General features: G+C 39.6%; 18 protein-coding genes. 11 read left to right on the top strand and 7 right to left on the bottom strand.

Annotated elements, in window-relative coordinates; translation table 11 throughout:
* The first annotated feature begins 7 nt into the window (after positions 1–7).
* Positions 8–1105: a redox-regulated ATPase YchF gene (ychF, locus tag AACZ73_RS09635; protein ID WP_339877348.1), complete on the top strand. Its 1098-nt coding sequence runs from the start codon at positions 8–10 to the stop codon at positions 1103–1105.
* Positions 1106–1202: 97 nt separating this feature from the next.
* On the top strand, positions 1203–2096 hold the full coding sequence (cas6, locus tag AACZ73_RS09630; protein WP_339877347.1) for a CRISPR-associated endoribonuclease Cas6: 894 nt from the start codon (positions 1203–1205) through the stop codon (positions 2094–2096).
* 60 nt (positions 2097–2156) lie between these two features.
* Here the strand turns inward: cas6 and AACZ73_RS09625 are convergent, their stop codons facing one another.
* Complete coding sequence (locus tag AACZ73_RS09625; protein WP_339877346.1) at positions 2157–3434, bottom strand: type IX secretion system plug protein domain-containing protein; 1278 nt, start codon at positions 3432–3434, stop codon at positions 2157–2159.
* Positions 3435–3473: 39 nt separating this feature from the next.
* A complete protein-coding gene (locus tag AACZ73_RS09620) occupies positions 3474–5405 on the bottom strand; it encodes an ABC-F family ATP-binding cassette domain-containing protein (RefSeq protein ID WP_339877345.1) in 1932 nt (643 codons plus the stop codon).
* A gap of 93 nt (positions 5406–5498) precedes the next feature.
* On the opposite strand from AACZ73_RS09620, the gene AACZ73_RS09615 reads away from it, so the two are divergent.
* A complete protein-coding gene (locus AACZ73_RS09615) occupies positions 5499–6698 on the top strand; it encodes a PQQ-dependent sugar dehydrogenase (protein ID WP_339877344.1) in 1200 nt (399 codons plus the stop codon).
* 81 nt (positions 6699–6779) lie between these two features.
* Here AACZ73_RS09615 and AACZ73_RS09610 read toward each other — a convergent pair whose 3' ends face one another.
* The 4 genes from AACZ73_RS09610 to AACZ73_RS09595 all read right to left on the bottom strand — a co-directional run bounded on the left by AACZ73_RS09610 (position 6780) and on the right by AACZ73_RS09595 (position 11376).
* Positions 6780–8102, bottom strand: coding sequence for an AarF/ABC1/UbiB kinase family protein (locus tag AACZ73_RS09610; protein ID WP_339877343.1), 1323 nt, complete (start codon positions 8100–8102; stop codon positions 6780–6782).
* Positions 8103–8105: 3 nt separating this feature from the next.
* The gene (locus AACZ73_RS09605) at positions 8106–8771 is read right to left on the bottom strand and encodes a TetR family transcriptional regulator C-terminal domain-containing protein (protein ID WP_339877342.1); all 666 of its coding nucleotides are present in this window, start codon (positions 8769–8771) and stop codon (positions 8106–8108) included.
* Positions 8772–9085: 314 nt separating this feature from the next.
* A complete protein-coding gene (gene hslV, locus AACZ73_RS09600; RefSeq protein WP_339877341.1) occupies positions 9086–9628 on the bottom strand; it encodes an ATP-dependent protease subunit HslV in 543 nt (180 codons plus the stop codon).
* Between the two features lie 92 nt (positions 9629–9720).
* The gene (locus tag AACZ73_RS09595) at positions 9721–11376 is read right to left on the bottom strand and encodes a pyruvate dehydrogenase complex dihydrolipoamide acetyltransferase (protein ID WP_339877340.1); all 1656 of its coding nucleotides are present in this window, start codon (positions 11374–11376) and stop codon (positions 9721–9723) included.
* A 122-nt stretch (positions 11377–11498) separates the two neighbouring features.
* Here AACZ73_RS09595 and AACZ73_RS09590 point away from each other — a divergent pair, with 122 nt between their 5' ends.
* From AACZ73_RS09590 to AACZ73_RS09565, 6 genes are all read left to right on the top strand, one after another.
* A complete protein-coding gene (locus tag AACZ73_RS09590; RefSeq protein WP_339877339.1) occupies positions 11499–12458 on the top strand; it encodes an alpha/beta fold hydrolase in 960 nt (319 codons plus the stop codon).
* Between the two features lie 28 nt (positions 12459–12486).
* Positions 12487–13185 (top strand): SOS response-associated peptidase, encoded by a 699-nt coding sequence (locus tag AACZ73_RS09585; RefSeq protein ID WP_339877338.1) that lies wholly within the window; start codon positions 12487–12489, stop codon positions 13183–13185.
* Positions 13186–13271: 86 nt separating this feature from the next.
* Positions 13272–14270 (top strand): beta-ketoacyl-ACP synthase III, encoded by a 999-nt coding sequence (locus AACZ73_RS09580; protein ID WP_339877337.1) that lies wholly within the window; start codon positions 13272–13274, stop codon positions 14268–14270.
* Entirely contained in the window at positions 14271–14822 is a 552-nt protein-coding gene (locus AACZ73_RS09575; protein ID WP_339877336.1) for a hypothetical protein, read from the top strand. It begins immediately after the preceding gene.
* 122 nt (positions 14823–14944) lie between these two features.
* On the top strand, positions 14945–16513 hold the full coding sequence (locus AACZ73_RS09570; protein WP_339877335.1) for a hypothetical protein: 1569 nt from the start codon (positions 14945–14947) through the stop codon (positions 16511–16513).
* 196 nt (positions 16514–16709) lie between these two features.
* On the top strand, positions 16710–16868 hold the full coding sequence (locus tag AACZ73_RS09565) for a Lacal_2735 family protein (RefSeq protein WP_339877334.1): 159 nt from the start codon (positions 16710–16712) through the stop codon (positions 16866–16868).
* Between the two features lie 186 nt (positions 16869–17054).
* On the opposite strand, the gene AACZ73_RS09560 is transcribed toward AACZ73_RS09565, so the two are convergent.
* Entirely contained in the window at positions 17055–17576 is a 522-nt protein-coding gene (locus AACZ73_RS09560; RefSeq protein WP_339877333.1) for a phosphoheptose isomerase, read from the bottom strand.
* Positions 17577–17795: 219 nt separating this feature from the next.
* On the opposite strand from AACZ73_RS09560, the gene AACZ73_RS09555 reads away from it, so the two are divergent.
* Both AACZ73_RS09555 and AACZ73_RS09550 read left to right on the top strand, forming a co-directional pair.
* Complete coding sequence (locus AACZ73_RS09555; RefSeq protein WP_339877332.1) at positions 17796–19034, top strand: ROK family protein; 1239 nt, start codon at positions 17796–17798, stop codon at positions 19032–19034.
* Positions 19035–19068: 34 nt separating this feature from the next.
* The gene (locus AACZ73_RS09550; RefSeq protein ID WP_339877331.1) at positions 19069–22353 is read left to right on the top strand and encodes a VCBS repeat-containing protein; all 3285 of its coding nucleotides are present in this window, start codon (positions 19069–19071) and stop codon (positions 22351–22353) included.
* Positions 22354–22395: the final 42 nt, after the last annotated feature.

Genomic DNA, 22395 nt, shown 5'->3' with positions numbered 1-22395 from the left:
AAAATTAATGGCATTACAATGTGGCATTGTAGGACTTCCAAACGTAGGGAAATCCACTCTGTTTAACGCCCTATCAAGTGCGAAAGCTGAGGCAGCTAATTTCCCTTTTTGCACTATTGAACCTAACGTGGGTGTTGTTACCGTACCGGACAAGAGACTTCAGATACTTCAAGACCTTGCTAATCCAAATAGAGTTCTACCTACAGTAATTGAATTTGTAGATATTGCCGGCTTAGTAAAAGGCGCAAGCAAAGGTGAAGGCTTGGGGAATAAATTTCTTGCAAACATTCGAGAGGTTGATGCTGTTATTCACGTGATACGATGTTTTGACGATGAAAACATCGTACATGTAGCAGGTGGAGTTGACCCAATTTTCGATAAAGAAGTTATCGACACAGAGCTTCAGTTAAAGGATTTGGAATCGGTAGAGAAAAAAATCCAGAAGACGGAGAAAATCGCCAAAGCTGGTGATGCAAAAGCCAAAAAGGAACTGGAGACCCTATTGCAATTCAAAGATGCACTGACCAGTGGTAAGAATGCAAGATCTGTCGATGTAGATAAAGAAGAATTACTTGCAGTATATGATCTTCACCTATTAACTATCAAGCCTGTAATCTATGTTGCCAATGTGGATGAAAACAGTCTGCAAACTGGCAATAAATATGTAGACAAGTTAAAGGAGGAAGTAAAAGATGAAAATGCTGAAGTAATCGTCCTTTGTGCTGCTATAGAGGAGCAAATTGCTGAATTTGATGACCCTGAAGAGAAAGAAATGTTCCTTGGTGAATATGGATTGGAAGAAAGTGGATTAAACAAATTAATCAGAGGTGCGTATTCACTACTAGACCTGATTACCTATTTCACCGCAGGCCCCCAGGAAGTTAGAGCTTGGACGATCAAAAAAGGTTGGAAAGCACCGGCAGCAGCTGGAGTTATTCACACTGATTTTGAAAGAGGCTTTATCAAAGCTGAAGTAATCAAACTCGCTGACTATCAGAAATTCAAAACTGAAGCCGCTTGCCGAGAGAACGGAAAAATAGCTATCGAAGGCAAAGAATACGTAGTTCAGGACGGTGACATTATGCATTTTAGATTTAATGTATAACAGTTTCTAAAAAAAAATGGTAATTTTGTAATTGCTTATTCACCCCGAACGTTACAATTTTATCTTATTTATTGTCTCATTTTATTTTTAATTTACCGTGAGAGTTAGACTAATATTTTCCCTAAAAAACAAGGGTTCCTATTTACCATTTCATCACCAGTATATACTGGCACAATTTCTTAAAGGACTTATTGTGAAAGGTGGAAGAGAAGAGTTTTACAATTATAACTACTTCAATTTTTCTGGTTTGAAAGGCCAGACTAAAGTGAGTAGAAGTGGATTGCATTACTATTCCAGTTTAGTTACCCTAGTATTATCTTCACAAAGTGAAGACTTCATGGACTATCTGCTAGAGCAGGTTTTTGCCACCCCAAAAATCGAGCTTGGCAACCTAATTATGGTTCCTGAATACACTGAAATCGAAGTAGAACCAGTGTTGGAGACTTCAAACAAATTTGTTTGTATTTCACCTTTAGTATTAATAACTCCTGCATTCAACGAGGAAGCCGGTAAACGATTCATTAGCCCGGATAGCGACGAATTTTCGGATTTGCTTTATGAATCTACGCTCACACGAATGGAGCGATCAGGTTGGTATACTGCGGAGCAAATGGAAACTTTCTATAAGTTTCAAGTGGTTCCTGACATGGTTTATGTAAATAAGCTTAAAGAAGCTCAGAAGAAATTTGCCCGAATTTATGCCGTTTACGACATGGATGTCAAGTACGAAGTGAGAGGCTACACACTTCCCATCACATTATATGCTGCGCCTGAAGTACAGGACTTTGTATTCAAGTGTGGATTGGGTGCTTTCACCCACAAAGGGTTTGGTATGCTGGATTTGGCTAATCACCCGACTGGCCCAAGAACTACTACATATAAATTTAAAAGAGAAGGATTTGTTCCTTATAAGCCAAGCAATGAGCGTACACGTGAAAACGTCGCCCCAGCCGCTGATGAGGAAACGGATCCTTCTTCTGAAGAATCATAAAAAAATCCCTTCCGAAAAATGGAAGGGATTTTTTCTTTTAGTCGATTAAAGACGCTTTATCTAAAGACGTCTTCGATTTGGATGTAGGTAAACATAACCTACAAGCTGATCATAGCGTGAGCCTAAATTCCGGAAGTAAACCAAGACCTCATATTCGTTCTCCGTTTCGAAATAACTCCCCTCAAAAGATTCAGGTTTAAATTCACCGTTGATTAAATAGGCATATTGATAATCATACCAGCCCTGCTTTGCTAAAATGGAGGTTGTGTACACGCCCATTTTAGAATCCCATTCCATTTTAGATTCTGCCGCCTTTCCCGAATTTGTCAATGATCCTAAAAGGTAAACAGGATTAGTACTTTGCTCAATAGCTACCCTAAAGGTCATTAACATATACTCACTTTCTATTTCCGGATCTCCTCCAGGACGGTCCTTAGTTTCAATTAGGTACTGACCGTTTAAGTCTAAATATTGCGAATAAGCTGTTTCCGGTTTGGGCTTATCAATAACTCCATCAGCGAAAATAACATCTGGCTCCACTCTCATATTCGCTATGTTGACTCCATTTGCTCTGATAAATCTCAAGTCAACAAATCGAAATTCATTTCCAGCATCAAATGTATTCCCACCATCAAATGACTCGTACCGCAGGATTTTGGAGCTCTCATTCATAAAAGTAGGTTTGGCCAAATACTTTGCGTTATCCCATCTCTGATTTTGGCGCATAAAAATCTTTATCTGTCCTTCTGGGTTTGTCACTTCACCAGCTGAGTAATTTACTACAACATTTATCTGCTGGGATGTTCTTCTCTCAGCCGTCTGTGAAGCAGGAACTACCTCCGCCCCTACCTTAAAAATCTCCTCATAAACCATAAATCTCTTAGTCAAAATTACATCTGATTCATCGCGTTGCCGGTAAACTTTCACTATATAATTTCCTGACTTTGTTACTTGAGGCAGTTCAAACCGGTAATGGATATATGGTATCCGGGTATTGACCGAATAGTCATAGTTCTGGATATTGTATTCGTTGTATGCCAGGGAAAAATCATTGTCTTTCAATTGAGACTTCTGCCAATCTGCATCACAATGAATCAATTTGGCAGTGTACAACTCAGGATCATAGGCCAAGTCATCGAACAGCAGAACCAATGGCTTTCCAGATCTCAAAGGAACCACCGGCGCATCTATCGACGCATCAAAGGTTGCTCCAGCGGGAAACAATCGTACGGATTGAATATGCTCTTTGTATACTTTGTCCTCCAGTTGCTGGGCAAATAGCTGGAAAATAGCTGAAAGACTCAGCAAAAAACTTAAAAAAAGGGATTTGGTCTTCATCCTGAAAAATAGGCAAAATGAAGACCAAATCTGTTTTTACTAGGAAAGAACCTCTTGCAGATTGGAAATTTTATCTACCAATACTTCCCATTGCTCATTTGATGCTTTCAACTTGGCTTGAATTCCTTGATAGTTTTCCTGGATTTCCTGAGCCTCATCTTCTCGGGAATATAGTTCTGGATCCGCCATTTTTCGCTCTAACTCTAGCTTTTTCTCTTCCAACTTTTCCACTTCCTTCTCTACTCGCTCCAGTTCCTCTTCTAGCTTACGAAGGTCTTTTTTTGCCTGCTGCACTTCTGGATTATTTACAGGAGCCTTAGGTTTTGGTTGTTCTTTTTTATCGACTTTCTGCACTGCTTGCTCTTGAGCTACAGGTGCTTGCTTTTCACGCCATGCCTCATATTCTGCATAAGTCCCCAAATATTCTTTGATCTCATGATTCTCTATGTACCAAATTTTATTGGCGACACCTCTGATGAAATGTCTATCGTGGGACACGGTCACAAATGTTCCCTCGTATTGCTGAAGCGCTTGAATCAGGATATTTACAGACTGGAAATCCAAGTGGTTAGTCGGCTCATCGAGAAGCAAAAAGTTTGATTCTGAAATCAACGTCTTGGCTAACGCTACTCTAGATTTTTCACCGCCAGATAATACTTTGATTTTTTTAAAAACATCCTCGTTGGTGAACAAAAAACATCCTAGAACTCCACGGAGCTCCATCTCAGACTTGGCACTTCCGGCCTGAGCCATTTCCTGTAGGATTTCATTATCCAGTGTCAGCGCTTCCAGCTGATGCTGCGCAAAGAATGATTTGATAACATTATACCCTTCGCTTCTTCCAGATACATTTTTTTCAGACCCATCAATGATTCTGAGCAAAGTGGATTTACCTTTTCCGTTTGCCCCAATCAAAGCAATTTTATCTCCTCTTTCAATTCTGGCAGTCGTATTTTTGAGAATCACATTATCTCCGTAAGCCTTTGATATATTATCAAGAGTAATCACATCCCGCCCGGACTGCTTGGAAAATTTAAACTTGAAATTAACAGAAACCTCATCGCTCACTACCTCATGCACGCGGTCGAGACGGTCCAGGGCTTTTATTCTGGATTGAACTTGGTTTGATTTAGTCGCCTTGGCACGGAAGCGCTCGATAAATTTCTCAGTCTGCTTGATCATTTGTTGCTGATTCTCATACGCATTCTGCTGAATTTCCATACGCTCCACTTTCTCGGCTTTATAAAAGGAATAATTTCCAGCATACAGCGTCAAGGTGTGGTTTGCGACCTCCACCGTACTGCTGATGCAATTATCCAAAAAGGTCTGATCATGGGAAACGACGATAACCGCTCCCTCGTAATTTTTCATATAGTTCTCGACCCATTCGATGGAAGGAAGATCCAGGTGGTTGGTTGGCTCATCGAGCATAAGTAAGGATGGCTTTTCCAGCAAAAGCTTGGCGAGCATCACACGCATTCTCCACCCCCCGGAAAACGTCCGCAAAGGCTTTTCCAAGTCCGCAGACTTGAAACCAATACCTTCAAGTACTTCCTCAGCCTTCGCTTTGATCGTGTACCCTTCGTGCGCTTCGAATCTTTCCTGAAGAAATGCCAATCTATTGATCATTTCATCCGAATAGTCAGTTTCCATTTTCTTCAGGATTTCATCGATCTCATCCTGAAGTGCCAAAGTTTCCTTGAAAGCAGCCAACGCCACATTCAAAATACTATCGTCTGACTGGTAAGAAAGCAAGTCTTGATTTAAAAATCCGATAGTACAGTCCTTGGCTTTCTGAACTTCTCCGGAACTTGGCTGATAATCCCCATTGATAATTTTCAATAAGGTGGATTTACCTGTTCCGTTTTGACCTACTAGGCCAATCTTGTCCTTAGGCTTGATGTGTAAGTTCGCATTTTCATACAATGGACGACCACCGATGAAGTAAGAGAGATTGGAAATCGATAACATGGCGCAAAATTAACCATTAACCCGTTCATAACCTTTTCATTCCCAAACATTCTGAATGTTTATTAACTTACTACATCAAAGAAACACCCAATTATGAACTATCTATCTAAATTTTCAACTGTCCTCGGAATAGGAATTACCCTATTTTCATTTGGATGTGAGCAAAATCAAAAAGCTGAAGCTCAAAATTTTACAACGCCAAACAGTGCAAATAAGCGAAACATCAGCAATGCTTCCGCAGAGGTGAAGCTTGACAAGATCACGTTACCTTCAAATTTTAAAATAGATGTGTGGGCAGCGGACATACCGAACGCGCGTGAGATGGCAATCTCTGAAGAAGGGATTGTTTTCGTAGGAAGCAGACAAGAAGGAAATGTTTATGCTGTCATTGATGAGAATGGCGATGGGAAAGCTGATACAAAATTCATATTAGCCGAAGATCTAGAAATGCCAAATGGGGTAGCCTTAAAAGATGGCGATCTCTATGTAGCAGAGGTGAGTAGAATCATTCGCTTTAAAGACATATTAAATAATCTGAATGCACCGAAATATGAGGTCGTTTATGACAAATACCCAACTGAAACCCATCATGGGTGGAAGTTTATAGCCTTCGGCCCGGATGGATTGCTATATGTGCCTGTAGGAGCTCCCTGTAATATCTGTGAATCAGAAGATGAAATCTTTGCATCCATCACCAGATTGGATGTAAACTCGCCAAATCCAACTCCAGAAATCGTGGCGCATGGAGTAAGAAATTCCGTAGGTTTTGACTGGGATCCAAAAACAGGAGACATGTGGTTTACTGACAATGGTCGTGACATGCTTGGAGATGATGTTCCAAATTGTGAATTGAATCATATTTCAGAAGCAGGTCAGCATTTTGGCTACCCTTATTGGCACGAAGGAACTGTAAAAGACCCAGAGTTTGGTGACAAAGGAGGTCCTGCAAGTGATTATGTAGCTCCGGCTGCTAAAATGGGCGCTCATGTTGCTCCTCTAGGAATGAGATTCTATGAAGGAAGTATGTTTCCTGCAGAATATAAAAGCAAAGTAATTATTGCCAAACATGGTTCTTGGAACAGAAGTAAGAAATCAGGGTACGTTATCACCTCTTTGAATATAGATGGATCAAATGCTTCTGGTGAACAGGATTTTGCTACAGGCTGGCTAGACGAAGGGACTCAAGAAGCTTGGGGCCGACCAGTAGACGTCCAAGAAATGAAAGATGGAAGCCTTCTTATTTCCGACGATATGGCAGGAGTGATTTACAGAGTCACTTACTCTGCCAAATAGTTAGTAAGACAAGGGAAGCAATTCCTAAAGTGCCCCCAAAAGTTAGATACTTATTGGGGGCACTTATTTGATAACCTTTTTCTAATTCTCCAACCACGCCGGCTTCGTGGTTACCACTTCAGCTTGCAGCTGGTTTAGCAAATTATATAGCCCAAAATAAGTTCTGTTCACATACAAACCATGTCTGGAACCACGAGCCTGATTAGACTTTTTGAATAGCTTATCATTTGAAACACGATCTCCCAACGCAAAGATTTTCTCAAAGAAACTATCATCAGAGAAGTCAAATTTATCTACATGGAAAGGCTTCCCTAATAAAGAAATCATCTCCTTAAATACTGATTTGAAATACTCCTGCTCCTCAGGACTGTCCTTGTCGGAAATAAATTCCAGATCAAAAAACACTTGATCAAGTTCACTGTTTTTGATGAGTAAGTCCTTTTTGATCAATGCAAAATAACCTTGGTAGAAGTCCTCTGGAATTACTTTCACGCATCCAAAGTCTATAATTCCCAATTGATCATTTTCCTGAATTATGAAATTTCCGGGATGAGGATCTGCATGAACCTGCTTCAGATTGTGCACCTGATGGTGATAAAACTCCCATAGCGCCTGACCGATCTGATTTCTTGATTCCTGACTGGGGTTTGTTGCCAACCATTCTTTCATGTGTGCCCCTTTAATCCAGTCCATCGTGATGATCCTTTCTGCACTTAGATCATCGTAATAAACAGGAAATTTAAGATTAGGAATATGCCCACATTCTCCTGAAATCTCTCGGGAACGCTGTACTTCAAGTACATAATCAGTTTCCTCCAAAAGTTTCTCCTCCACTTCGGCCATATAGTGATCCAGTTCTTTTTCATTCATATTCAAAATCCGTAAAGCAAACGGTCTTACCAATTTCAAATCCGAACTTACTGAATCAGCAATTCCAGGATATTGAATTTTCACTGCGAGATTTTTATCTCCCAATGTTGCTTTATGCACTTGCCCAATCGATGCGGCATTAACCGCAGAGCGGGTGAATGTGTCAAAAATCTGATCTGGTGATTTACTGAAATATTTCTGAAAAGTCTTGACGACAAGTGGATATGACAAGGGTGGAGCAGAATACTGCGCCATGGTGAATTTATCCTGATAAGCTCTAGGCAAGAGATTCTTATCCATGGACATCATCTGCGCTACTTTCAGGGCAGAGCCTTTTAGCTGACTGAGCGAGGAGTAAATATCCGATGCGTTATTCTTGTGGAGTTCTTCCCTGTCCATTCCGGGATTCACCATTTTTTTCGCGTAATGCTTTACATAATTCCCACCTACTTTTGCTCCTGTAGAGATGAATTTGGCAGCCCGCTGCACTTTTGAGACAGGGATTGCCTGCTGCTCGTTTAAGTTATCTGTCATTGCTTATTTAGACTGATACATGAATTTTGCAAAGTCCAGAAATGAGTCCAGCGCACTTTTACCCATCAGGTCAAAAGCCAGATTCACTGATTTCTCTATTGCTGCATCTGTTTTTTCAAATCGAGGTGATCTATCATCCAGCCAATACCTGAACACAAAGCCAACCTGAATCCAGAGTGCTTCATCATATCGATCAGAGATTACAGGTCTTGATGCGATCTCTTCTGTCTCTTTCCCCTCTAATATTATTTCATTTGCAAAAGCTTTAAACTTCTCTTTGAATTCCGCTGACTCCTTTGGCAAGGTGACAAATGATTTTGTTTTGCTTTCGTAAAGACTAAGCAGATAGGACCTATTCTTTTTAAGTACTTCTATCCAAGTGAAAAGAAAACTTAAAAATTTCTCCCGGGCAGAATACTCTTCAAAGACTCCCTGCTTTTCAATGTCGGCTAAAGTCTCTTCAAAAATATCAACTAGTATTGTAGATTTTATCGCTTCAAATGAGGTGAAGTAAGTATAGAACTCTTCCTCTTTCAATTTCATATCCTTGGCAAACTTGAAAACCGACTTGGGTAATTCTCCATGCTCAAGTACATGGATTTTAAAACTTTCCAAAATCTGCTTTCTATAATCCTTCTTGGTTGTTTTTTTAACAGTAGTAGATTCCATAGTATTTCTTTTATACTACTCAGTAACAGACAAGAGACACAACAGGTTTAGAAAATAAGGAAAAACATTTGTGAGGTTGGAGAATTTCTAAATGGTGAAAAGTTTTTACGAGCTTTTCCAGTTCTCAATTATCCATTCAATTTTTCTTAGCTCACCTTCCAACCTAATAAGTGATATTTTGTGCTTACAGGCCATATATGCAAGTCTAAAAACTTTATTCCTCTGCGAAACCTTTATTCCCTCGGTATTTAAAAAAAATCTCATAAAAAAACCGAAGTTGTCAGCTTCGGTTCGTATTAAATATATTGCCCTGATTAGCCTGTTACTCTTTCAATTACCAAATTATGATTGGTGTAAATGCAGATATCAGCAGCAATATTCAGGCTTTCTCTCACCATTTCCTCAGCGGTCATTGATGGTGCAAACTGTTTCATTGCCCTAGCTGCAGACTGTGCATACATACTTCCTGATCCAATGGTAGCAATTTCCATATCTGGCTCGATCACGTCTCCATTTCCGGAAATAATCAAAATATCTTCCTTATCCGCTACGATCATCATCGCTTCCAATTTAGAAAGCATGCGATCTGTCCTCCATTCTTTAGCAAGTTCCACAGCTGAGCGTTTCATGTTATTGCCAAACGCTCCAAGCTTCTCTTCAAATTTTTCCAAAAGTGTAAAAGCATCTGCAGTAGAACCTGCAAAACCGGTAACAATCTTACCGCCTTGCAAAACTCTCAATTTCTTTACGCTGCTTTTCGCTACAGTATTTCCTAAAGTTGCCTGACCATCCGCTCCTATCACTACTTCTCCATTGTGCCTAATCGCAACTACGGTCGTTGATTTAATTTTTGTCATGTGCTTGGTTATTGTGTGATGCTATACTTACCAATAAACGTACAAAAAGCAAAAAGTCCTGAAATCAGGACTTTTTGGCAGTTAATTTATTCTTAAACCAGAATTCTGACTGGATCTTCGAGTAAGCTTTTCAAAGTAATAAGGAATGCAGCTCCAACAGAACCATCTACGACTCTGTGGTCACAGGACAAAGTTACCTTCATTACATTACCCACTTGCATCTGGCCGTCTTTTACTACTACCGTTTCCTTGATGCCTCCAACTGCTAGGATACAAGCATCAGGCGGGTTGATGATCGCAGTGAATTCATCCACTCCGAACATTCCTAAGTTTGAAATCGTGAAGGTATTTCCTTCCCAATCTTTAGGCTGGAGCTCTTTATTCTTAGCTTTTCCACCAAGGCTTTTCGCCTGAGTAGAAATCTGAGAAAGAGAAAGGCTATCAGCAAATCTGATCACCGGAACCAGAAGACCTTCTTCCACAGCTACTGCCATTCCGATATGGATATGGTCATTATATCTGATCTTATCTCCTAGCCAGCTAGAGTTCACTTTAGGATGCTGACGCAAAGCAGCCGCAGTTGCCTTGATCACCATATCATTAAAGGAAATTTTCACTGGAGCGATTTCATTCATGCTTTTTCTAGCTTCTATCGCTTTGTCCATGTTGATTTCCATGGTCACGTAGAAGTGTGGTGCGCCGAACTTGCTTTCTGCAAGTCTCTTAGCGATCACTTTTCTCATCTGAGAAACTTTCTCTTCCTTGAAGCTTTCTACACCAAGTCCAGGAGCTGCAGTGCCTACCGCTTCGCCTCCCTGAGGAGCAGCAGCAGGAACAAAGTTCTCCACGTCTCTCTTGATTACTCTTCCACCTTCTCCAGAACCACTTACGGTCCGTATATCAATTCCTTTATCCTCGGCCATTTTCTTCGCCAAGGGAGATGCTTTCAATCGATCACCATCAGCAGTTGTAGAAGGAGCACTGCTTGCAGCTGGTGCGGCAGAAGCCTTCGGAGCATCTTCCTTTTTAGGTTCAGCAGCCGGTTCAGCCTTAGCTTCTTCCGGTGCTTCAGAAGATTCAGATTTTTGAGCTTTCAAAAGTGTCTCAAAATCTGCTCCTTTTTCACCTATAACAGCAATTACACCATCAACAGCAACAGAGTCTCCAGCTTCCACCCCAATATAAAGCAAAGTCCCGTCGTCATAGGACTCCAGTTCCATCGTAGCTTTATCCGTTTCTACCTCAGCGATGATCTCACCGGACTTCACATCGTCGCCAACCTTCTTCAACCAAGATGCAATCGTTCCCTCTTGCATGGTATCAGACATCTTTGGCATAGTGATGACAGTCGCATTGATGTTAGAAACATCAATTTTCTCTGCCGGAGCCTCAGATTTAGCAGGTTCAGCTTTTTTCTCTTCACCCTTTTTCTCTTCAGCCTTAGGAGCTTCTTCGGTTTTCTTTTCCGCAGGAGCATCACCTCCGTCAAGTAGGTGCTGATAATCCTCACCTTCCTCTCCGATAACCGCGATTACGCCATTAACTGGTACAGCATCTTTTTCTTTTACTCCAATATATAAAAGCACACCCTCGTCGTAGGATTCAAGCTCCATAGTTGCTTTGTCAGTCTCCACTTCAGCCAGGATATCACCCGGTTTCACAGAATCTCCAACTTTTTTCAACCATGCAGCGATCACACCTTCTTCCATGGTGTCGCTCATTTTAGGCATTCTTATTATTTCGGCCATGAGTTATTGCGCGCTAATTCGTTTTTTAAAGTGTTCAAAAATAGTTTTTATAATGACTTTATTCAAATTTAAAACTAGTAATTTCCCCAAGCATTTCAGCCAACAAACTTTCCCCCTCTGATATGCCATTATTAGACGACTCGCACTACATCAGACCCAAGTGGCTGTTTAACCGACACTTAGAAACAATTTATCCCTCACTTTTCCGGAAAGTAACCGTTCCAAGTCCAATCCATGAGAGGATAATTACTATCGATGGAGATTTCCTAGATCTGGACTGGTACAAGCAAAAACAGTCGAAATTGGTTATCATCAGTCATGGACTGGAAGGAAACAGCAGTCGGTCCTACATGCTTGGGATGGCGAACTCTTTTATAAAAAGTGGATACGATGTACTCACTTGGAACTTTAGAAGCTGTAGTTCTGAGATGAATAAGCAAGTGATATTTTATCACTCTGGCGCAACCTATGATTTAGACTTGGTGGTGATGCATGCCTATGACTCTTATGAAGAAATAAATCTGGTAGGTTTTAGCTTGGGGGGAAATCTGACTTTGAAATATCTAGGGGAAAAGGGAAATAATCTGTCAAAGATTCATCGGGGAGTAGCGATTTCAGTTCCATTACACTTGGGGAGCTCTTCCAAAAAAATCTCTGAAACCGAAAACACCTTATACTCTAAACGATTTTTGCGAACCCTAAAAAAGAAAGTCATCGATAAATCCGCTTCTCATCCGGGTCAAATTCCAGTGGAAACTCTAAGAAACATTAAAACTTTGGCGGATTTTGATGATTTTTTTACCGGACCTCTTCACGGCTTTGCAGATGCTGAAGAATATTACGAGGTCAATTCCTCGCTTTATTTTTTGGACCAGATAAAAGTGCCAACATTGATCTTAAATGCACAAAATGACCCATTTCTCAGTGAAAAATGCTTTCCTTCGGCCTTAGGAAAAAAGCTGGATCTAGTCTATTTTGAATTTCCAAAACACGGAGGTCACGTAGGTTTTAGCCCTGCTAATTCCGAAAAACCTTATTATTCAGAACAACGGGCAGTTGAATTTATAAGCGCTGTTATCTAACTTCCTGCCAATTACAGCTATAATAATTATGCCTGGACGATATTCCCTTAGCAAAAGTAAAGAAGAACTTGAAAAACGCTTTCAAGCAGAAATGCTGGCTGACCTCAAACCAAGATATAATATTGCTCCAACGCAGCTTGTACCTGTCATCACCTCACAGAGTCCTAAAGGATTTTCTTATTTCTATTGGGGCATTACTCCGGAATTTGGAAAAAACAGACCTGTTGCTCAAAAGCTCATCAATGCCAGAGCAGAAACATTGAATGAGAAAATTTCTTTTAAAACAGCTTTCAGGCAGCGTAGATGCATTATTCCAACAGATGGCTTCTACGAATGGAAAAGACTGGGCAAGAAAACTTCCGTGCCCTACAGATTCACTTTAAGGGATGATGAGTTGTTTTCTTTTGCGGGAATATGGGAAGAATACGAAAGTGTCAACGGTGAGTCGCAACATACTTTTTTAATTATTACCACTACTCCTAATGAAGTAGTATCGGACGTCCATGACAGAATGCCTGTGATCTTGGATAGGAATGCAGAAAAAAAATGGCTGGACAACTACACAAATGAGGAAGAACTTTTGACTTTACTAAAACCCTACCCAGCTGATTCCATGCTAGGCTTTACAGTTTCACCTCTGGTGAATTCAGTACAAAATGATAGCCCAGCAGTAATTCGCAAGACTTCGCCTATGGACCAGCATGGTAATTACACGCTATTCGGCTAATTCATTCTGCTACCCAAAATCGTTTTTTGCTAGATTAAATTGAACTAGCGATATTGGAATCCAATTTTAGTATAACCCAAATTGACATGAAAAAATCCAGGATTTTAGGGGTAGGACATTATGTGCCCGAGCGAATGGTCACCAACCAGGAGCTTTCTCAGATGATGAATACCAGTAACGAGTGGATCGTCGAAAGAACCGGAATTCAGTCCAGACATTGGTTCACACCAGGAGTGGATACAGTGACTAGCATGTCAAAAAAAGCTTCTGAAATGGCTTTGGAGCGAGCGGGAATTGAGGCAGGTGAAATTGATTTCATTGTTTTTGCTACAATTACGCCTGACTATTTCATGCCTGGAAATGGAGTTTTGCTCCAAAGGGAATTGGGAATAGGGACTATTGGTGCACTGGATGTACGGAATGCCTGTTCTGGATTTCTTTATGCTCTTTCTGTGGCCGACCAGTTTATTAAAACTGGCATGTACAAAAAAATACTCGTTGTAGGTGCTGAAATTCAATCCTCTGCCTTAGACAAAAGTGATGAAGGAAGATCAAGTTCAGTAATTTTTGCTGATGGAGCTGGCGCACTTATTCTCGGCGCTGTAAATCCTGATCAGCCAGGCATTCTGTCTACACATCTCCATTCTCAAGGGGAGTATGCAGAAGAACTGTTTTGCAGAGATCCAGGAAGTAGTCGAGAGGTAAGAATTTCGCAAGAATTATTTGATTCTGGAAGTTTCTTCTTAAAAATGAATGGAAATGCAGTCTTTAAGCATGCCGTAGTAAGATTTATGGAAGTGATCGGAGAAGCGTTGAAAGCAAATCAATTGGATCAATCTGCTATTGATCTATTGGTTACCCATCAAGCTAATCTCAGAATCAGTCAATACATCCAAAAACAACTAGGATTTCCTGACGAAAAAGTATTCAACAATATCATGACCAAGGGAAATACCACAGCTGCTACCATCCCGATTGCACTAAGCGAAGCCTGGGAACAAGGCAAAATCAAGGAAGGTGATTTGATTTGCCTGGCTGCATTCGGAGCTGGCTTTACATGGGCATCTGCTTTACTTCAGTGGTAAATGGAAGAAAAACCAGACTTAGATTTAGATCTTTGGCTTGACCAGGAGATAGTCCTGAGACAGAATAAGCTAAAAGCTAAATTTTGGAAAATACTTGGAGAAGTAGGTAATCGCATTGATCCAGAATTATTACTTAAAATTCACCCTGCAAGCCGAGGGACAAAGCTTTCTAAAGGAAATGATCTTTTGGGATATCCCTACCAAGTTTTGGATCTTGTGAGAGACTTTAATCCCACTGATGGCCTTAATATCCGGGTGTTAAACTGGTTTGGACATGGTATTTATCTTTTTGTATTAATTGGTAAAAACCACCCTAAAGCACCCATTAAACAACTTAATAAACATCAATGGGTATTTGATCAAGCTTCCACTCCCTGGGACTATCCTGACATACTTTTAGATAACTCTTTCACAGATTCTCCAAGCACCCAAACATTCGAGGATGCTAAATATTTTCAGTGGCATAAATCAATTCATATTTCAGGAGATATAACCGCTGTTGAAACGAAGATTAGGGATGAACTAAAAATTCTTACGTTCTTATTGAGCTAAAAAATGGGATAAAGCTGGAATTAACTTATTTTTAAACAGGAATCAAGTTCATTCGTACACTATTCAGATTCTTCTTTTGACAGATTCAGATACCCTTTGAATCATTTCGAATTAACAACTATATGAAATATATCCTTATCGTCCTTATTCTTCTAACCACTCCACTTTTCGCACAAGAAAGCACAATGGTCCGTCAGTATAATTCTGATTCCACCTTGATGGCTACCGGTATTCTTACCAATGGTGTGAGAGAAGGATTATGGAAATACTTCAACCCCAAAACAAATACCCTACTTACTGAAGGAACATTTAAAAATGGAATCAGGGAAGGCACATGGAGTAGTTTTTATCCTGATGGAAAAAGAAAAATGGTTGCTGATTATAGAGAAGGAATTCTGTTTGGAACGTCTAAAGTATATGATGCCGACGGCGCTTTAAAACGTGAAATGATATTTCAGGATTCTACGATGGTTGGTAAATATGTTGAGTATTTCGGAAGAACTGGAGTACCCGACTATGTGGATCCAAAACAAGTATTGTTGGAAGGGCAATATGAGAACAGTAAAAAATCTGGGCAATGGGTTCAGTATTACGAATTCGGAGAAGTGGCATTGAGGGAGTTCTATGTGAATGGACTTAGAGAGGGGCCTTTTTTAGAATATGACCAGGAAGGAGTATTGATTACAGAGGCTCTTTATAAAGGAGGAGAACTTGATGGGGAATTCAAAAGGCTAACTTATCCCAATCTAATTGTCGAAGAAGGTAATTATAAAGACGGAAATAAAATCGGCGAATGGACTCGCTATTTTCCAGGTACAAAATCCAAAGAATCTGAGGAATTCTACGATGATAATGGCAAGCGTGTAGGTACTTGGAGATATTTCTATGAGAATCAAAGGTTAGCTAGAATTGAAAAGTATGAGAATGGTATTGCCGTAGGCACTTGGGAAGAGTATTTTCCCAACAAATCTGTTGCAAAACGCAAAACATATGAGCTTGGAGTTCCAGTAGGTGAATATATTGAATACCACAGTTCTGGGCAGGTGTCTGTGTCAGGTCAGTATCAAAACGGAATGAAAACAGGCATTTGGAAAAACTTTTTCCCGGATGGAGAAATTTATTCAATCGGAGAATATAGGAATGATCTGAAAACAGGACTTTGGAAGTATTTCAATAAAATCGGAATTCTTGTCGCAGAAGGAGAATATAGTCTTGGATTAGAAAATGGTCAATGGGTTTACTATTACGATGGCGGACAATTAAAATCAGTCGGTAGCTATAACATCGGATTTGAAGATGGAATTTGGGGACTTTTCTATGACAATAAGCAACTTACCCAGGAAGAATTCTGGGATAATGGCCGTCTTCTAAATGTGAGTGATTATAAATCTTATGACGGAATTGAAACTTTGGATAAAGGCTCGCTTAAAGATGGCAATGGAACAAGAATCACTTATTATGTAAATGGCAAAAAAGAATCTGAAGGGAACTACACCGGAGGAAAGGCTGATGGAACTTGGATTTTTTACCATGAAAATGGCAGAAAAGCTTCAGAAGGCCAGATGAAGGATGGCCGAAAGGAAGGCCCATGGAGATATTACAATCCTGCCGGGCGATTGGAAGATTTGATCAATTATAAAAATGATGAAATTGAAGAAGAATCTATTTCAAGCCTTCTTAATTTTAATTAATCAAAAACCATTTACCGAGATGTAGGTTTCATTTAAAATCAATCGACATCCGTAATTTAATCAGTAAGGTAAGCTGAGCATACTAAATGGTTTCAACTCTAATTTTAGGACAATTCGGTCAGCCGTCTTAGTTCTTCTATAGGGCAAAAAGACCATTGAATCTGTCCTAATTACGGATAATCTATAAATCAATAAAATGGGACTATTCAACAAGAAGTCAGAGAAAGAAAAACTTCAGGAAGCATATGCTAAAAAGCTTGAAGAAGTACATAAAGTTTCTCAAATCAATAGAAAAGAAGCGGACAAACTTGCTTCAGAAGCTGAAGAAATAGCCAAAAAAATAGATTTACTATGATTTTTTCACTTTAATAAATGGTTTTTAAACCCAAAATTTTGAATTTCAATTTTTTGAAATTAAATTCAATCACTCTTTTAACTGTCCTGTAGGATTTTTTTTAACTAAATAGTTTATTTAAGGGTGATTGAGCTACGGACGAATATTTTAAGCTTTTTAGCCCGGGATATAACCCCCGGGCTTTTTTTATTTTCGAGAGTAGTCGTCTTCTACTCGCACAATATCCTCTTCATTGGAAGGGTTTTCCGGATCCACATGCATCCATATTTCAGCAACTATCCCCCAATTATCTAGACCCACTAGTCTATGTCGTTCGCCTTGCTCCAAAGAAACAGTTTCCCCCAAAACCATCGTTTCCAAATCGTTTAGCTCATCTGTAGCACTGCGTACAATCCCTGATTCTCCATTGATTAACTTCCAAAGCTCCGCTCTACGGAAATGATATTGCCAGGAAAGTCTGGCTTTAGGTGCTACAAGTAAAAATTTTGGGCTTAGTTTTTGCTGTAGTTGCTCTTCAGAAAGATCTACATCCTCGAAAAACATAGCTCTAAATTCACGGATTTGGCTTTCATCAAGCACAAAAAAACCTCCCCACGGTCTCGTCTGATCCACTTTGGAGATTCTAAATCCTTTTTCAATCAAAAAGTCTTCCACCTTACGGAACACTTCCTCTTTGCTGAGATTAGCAGTAATGTCTATTAAATTCATATCTGTCGTTAAAAATATGTTTTCCAAAATTACTTAATTCATTGGAAAAAAGAATTTTTCAACTACAATCACACATTCAAAATCTTTTACAAAAAACAGCGATCCTCATCCAAAGAATTCTATGATATTGTGATTTACCAGCCGATGTTAACTTATTTTTTTAGTAAAGTACTTTTTTGAAAATCAAATATTACCGTAATTCAGGCAAATCTTAAACCTATGAACCTAATAAACCCTCAAGAGTTAATTGAAAAAATGGATGGAGTAGTGGAAATTAAAAGCTACCTCAACAAAATTAAAATTATAAAGAACTTATATATAAAAGGCGCTAATACAGCCAGCGAGATTTGCACTGAAGTAGGAATTTCGCTACCGACTGTTAATTCACTACTTGGGGATTTGATTTCAAGTGGGGAAGTGATCAAGCAAGGACGTGCAGAATCCCAAGGAGGCAGAAAACCTGACTTATATCGATTAGCTCCGGATGCGTTTTATGTACTCTCAGTAGATCTCTCTAAGTACAATATGAATCTTGCACTATATTCCTGCAATCATACAATTGTCACTCCAAAAGAAAGCCATAGAATCAGCCTTGACAATGAAAAAGAGACATTTGAAAAAATCTGTGAACTCATAGAATCATATCTATTAAAGACTGGAATTGAGTCACACAAAGTAATCGCAATGGGATTTTCCATGCCTGGTTTGACAGATTCAATTGGGGGTGTGAATTACACCTATCTAAGGTTTGGTGAAAAAACTCTTCTGGAAAACTTAGAAAGCAGATTTTCAAAAAAAATATTCTTGGAAAATGATGCTCGGGCTATGACCTTAGCTGAGTATAAATTTGCTACTGATCATAGCAATAAAAATGTCCTTGGATTATTTATTGGATGGGGAATTGGATTAGGAATCATCATCGATGGTAAATTATACCAAGGTGCATCCGGCTTTGCAGGAGAATTTAGTCACTCTCCCATCTTTGAATCCCGAGATGTCACATGCATTTGTGGAAAAAAAGGATGTTTAGAAGCAGTAGCTTCAGGTACAGCAATAGTAAAAATGGCTGAGGAAGCTATCAAACTGGATAAAGACAGCATATTGTCCAGAATGGCCAGAAACCATGAAGGCGATATTATGCCAAATCTTGTAGTAGATGCAGCCTTATCGGGTGACCAAAGGGCAATTACTATCTTATCAGAAGCTGGTTTGGATCTTGGGCGGGGGATATCTATGCTAATCCAAGTGTTAAATCCAGAATTAATCATTATCGGTGGCTCGGTTGCAGAAGCAAATCAATACTTAATCACCCCCATTCAGCAGGCATTGAACATTTACAGTATGGCAAAATCACGTGAAAAGTCGACGATTGCCCTCTACAAATTAGGGGAAGATGTAGGATTATTAGGTGGAGTCGCAGTGGTAAATGAAAAATTGTTCGAAGATGTAATTAACTAATTGGTCTGACAAATGGCCAGCATTGTAAATATTCATGCATTTCCCCATCAAGTCCAAGTCTCCTCTTTATCTGAGTGTTATAATCCTTCTGATTTTACTAAGTGGGGAAGGCATACTAGCTCAGTCTTCTTCGAATTTTGAAAAAATCTCATTAAAAAAATCCGGGATTGCATTCAAAAATCAGTTGAAAGAAGATTCGAAAAATAATATTCTTCGATATGAATATTTCTATAATGGAGGAGGTGTTGCTGTAGGCGATTTGGATAACGATGGTCTGGAGGATATTTTTTTCACGGGGAATATGGTTTCCAACAGAGTTTACAAAAACCTTGGGGATTTGAAATTTGAGGATAAAACAAAATCTGCCGGAGTTGCTGGGAAGAATATCTGGACCACAGGGGTAAGTATGGCTGACGTAAACGGTGATGGATTACTGGATATTTATGTATGCTACTCCGGCAAGGAAAATCCTGAACTTAGAGAAAACGAACTCTGGATCAATCAAGGGAATTTCACTTTTGTGGACGAAGCAAAAAAATATGGTATAGCGGATCCTTCCAACAGTACCCAAGGATTGTTTTTTGACTTTGACAAGGATGGGGACTTGGATCTCTACTTATTAAATCATCATATAGAGGCCATCAATGAGCTGGAGTTCAGTGATGTGAAAAATATCCGTCATCCCTATGCCGGTGATAAGCTTTACAGAAATGATGAAGGGAAATTTTTAGATATCAGTGAGCAGGCAGGGATAAAAGGCTCAGCTTTGGGCTTCGGACTGGGGATTGTATCAGCTGATGTAAATCAGGACGGATGGCCTGATATTTTGGTAACTAATGATTACATAGAACCTCATTACCTGTATATCAACAATGGAGATGGCACATTCACAGACCGTATGAATGAATATTTTAGCCATATTTCACACTTTTCCATGGGGGCAGACATATCCGACATAAATAACGATGGCAAGCTGGATATTTACACGTTAGATATGCTTCCAGAGGATAATGAAAGACAAAAGCTTCTTTATGGCCCAGAGAATTACGAGCAGTATGCCTTGATGATACAGGAAGGATTCTACCATCAAAGTATGAGGAATATGCTCCAGCTAAATCAAGGCGACGGTATTTTCTCTGAAGTAGGTCAACTTTCCAATATTTCCAATAGCGACTGGAGTTGGTCAGCATTGTTTTTTGATGCAACAAATAATGGAAAGAAAGACCTATTTATCACAAATGGTTATTACCGCGACTACACCAATCGCGACTTCCTAAAGTACAAAGGTGACTACTATTTCAAGCAGGCTATCGTAAATGAGAAAGCTGATACACTTCAATTAGTAACCAGCATGACCTCCACCCCTATTCATAATTATATATTTGAAAACACAGGTTATCTAAATTTTGAAGACAGATCATTTGACTGGGGTTTTGAAGAAAAGGGTTTTAGCAGTGGCTCAGCATATGCAGATCTGGATAATGACGGAGATTTGGACTTAATAGTCAATAACCTAAATGAACAGCCCTCTCTCTATCATAACATAAGTCCAAAAAAGAATTGGCTTCAAATATCCCTTCATGATAATTCGGAAAACACGTTTGCTTTAGGAGCAAAAGTAGAAGTCTTCACAGGCGAGGAAAATCAAATCCTGGAGGTTCAACCAGTGAGAGGCTTCCAATCATCTGTAAGTCCCAGACTTCATTTTGGCTTGGATAATATAGATACCGTCGATTCTATAAAAATCACATGGCCTGACAACTCACGGCAAATTCTTGAAAACATCTCGGCCAACCAGCACATCACTGTGAAAAAAGATGGCTCCCCGGGCTCAGTAATTTCTTCTAGAACTTCAGCGCTTTTAGGTAAAAGCGATTTTGCTCCGAATTACTCATCGCAGGCAAATGAGTTCAATGACTTCAAGCGACAGCCCCTAATGCTTACCATGCCAAGCTATATCAGTCCTATCTTATCTCAGGCTGACTTAAATGGAGATGGAAATCCAGAGGTATTTATTGGTGGTTCACAAGGTCAAGCGGGGAAAATCATGAGTTATACAGATGAAGGATGGAAGGACTATCCTAGTTTTAGGTCATCTCCAGAGTTTACAGATGCAGTGGCTATCTTCGAGGATTTCAACGGTGATGGGCATCAAGATCTATATATTGGAAGTGGTGGTTACCACGATTATTTGGGGTCTGATGAAGCGCTTCAAGACAGGCTTTACATAAATGATGGCACAGGCCGTCTAACCAGACAAACAAACTTTCCCGATTACAAATTTAGCACTGGAACAGCCATCGCTATTGATGTAAATGGAGATGGAAACCTGGATCTATTTATAGGCGCCAGATTGATACCTGGGCGATATCCTATCATCCCTGAAAGCAAATTGTTAGTTAATGATGGTAAGGGAAATTTCAGCGATCAAACATCAGACTATCTTCCAGATTCAGGTAAACTTGGATTAGTCACCTCTTCTTCATCTATGGATATCAATAATGATGGCAAGATGGATATTGTGCTGGCTGGTGAATATATGCCTATCACAATACTAATAAATTCAGGTTCTACATTCGAAGATAAAACTTCTGCTTATTTAAATTCCACACTTTCCGGCTGGTGGAATGTGCTTCAAAGTGTCGATATAGACAATGATGGCGATATGGATTTGATCGCAGGAAACTTTGGTCTTAATTCCCAATTTGAAGCAAGCGACAATAAAAAACTTCGCCTTTACGGAGCGGATTTTGACCAAAATGGATCAATCGATCCAATTTTGGAATGTTTCGTAGGAGATAAAATGTATCCATATCCTAGCAGAGACGAATTACTGGATCAGATGGCAAGTATGCGTAGTCGATTTACAGATTATGCTTCCTACTCGAAGGCTCAGTTGACAAACCTTTTTACAGAACAGGAACTTGAAAATGCACAGGTATTAGAAGCGAATACTCTGGAATCAATTCTTTTGGAAAATACAGGAAATGGCTTTCAAGTCAGATCTCTTCCTAGATTGGCTCAGTCATTCCCTGTCTATAGCATCTTACCAATAGATCTTAATAAGGATGGAAATATGGATTTGATCCTGGGAGGAAATCAATCCCATACACGAATCAGAATAGGGCTAATGGATGCAGGGTTAGGTCTCGTCCTAATAGGAGATGGTAAAGGTGATTTTTCTCCACTCAGTCCTTCAGAATCAGGTTTGGCCATCAAAGGAGATATCAAATCCATTTTGCCACTTTATACTAAATCAGGTATTCAACTGCTTTTTGGAATCAATCAAAAACCCCTGGAAAGTTATACTGTGAGATGAGCCAATATTTTAAATCAATCTGTATTTTATGTCTTCTTTTTT

This window comes from uncultured Algoriphagus sp. (assembly GCF_963974835.1).
Taxonomy (GTDB): Bacteria; Bacteroidota; Bacteroidia; order Cytophagales; family Cyclobacteriaceae; genus Algoriphagus.
This window is presented reverse-complemented; position numbering and strand designations above follow the sequence as displayed.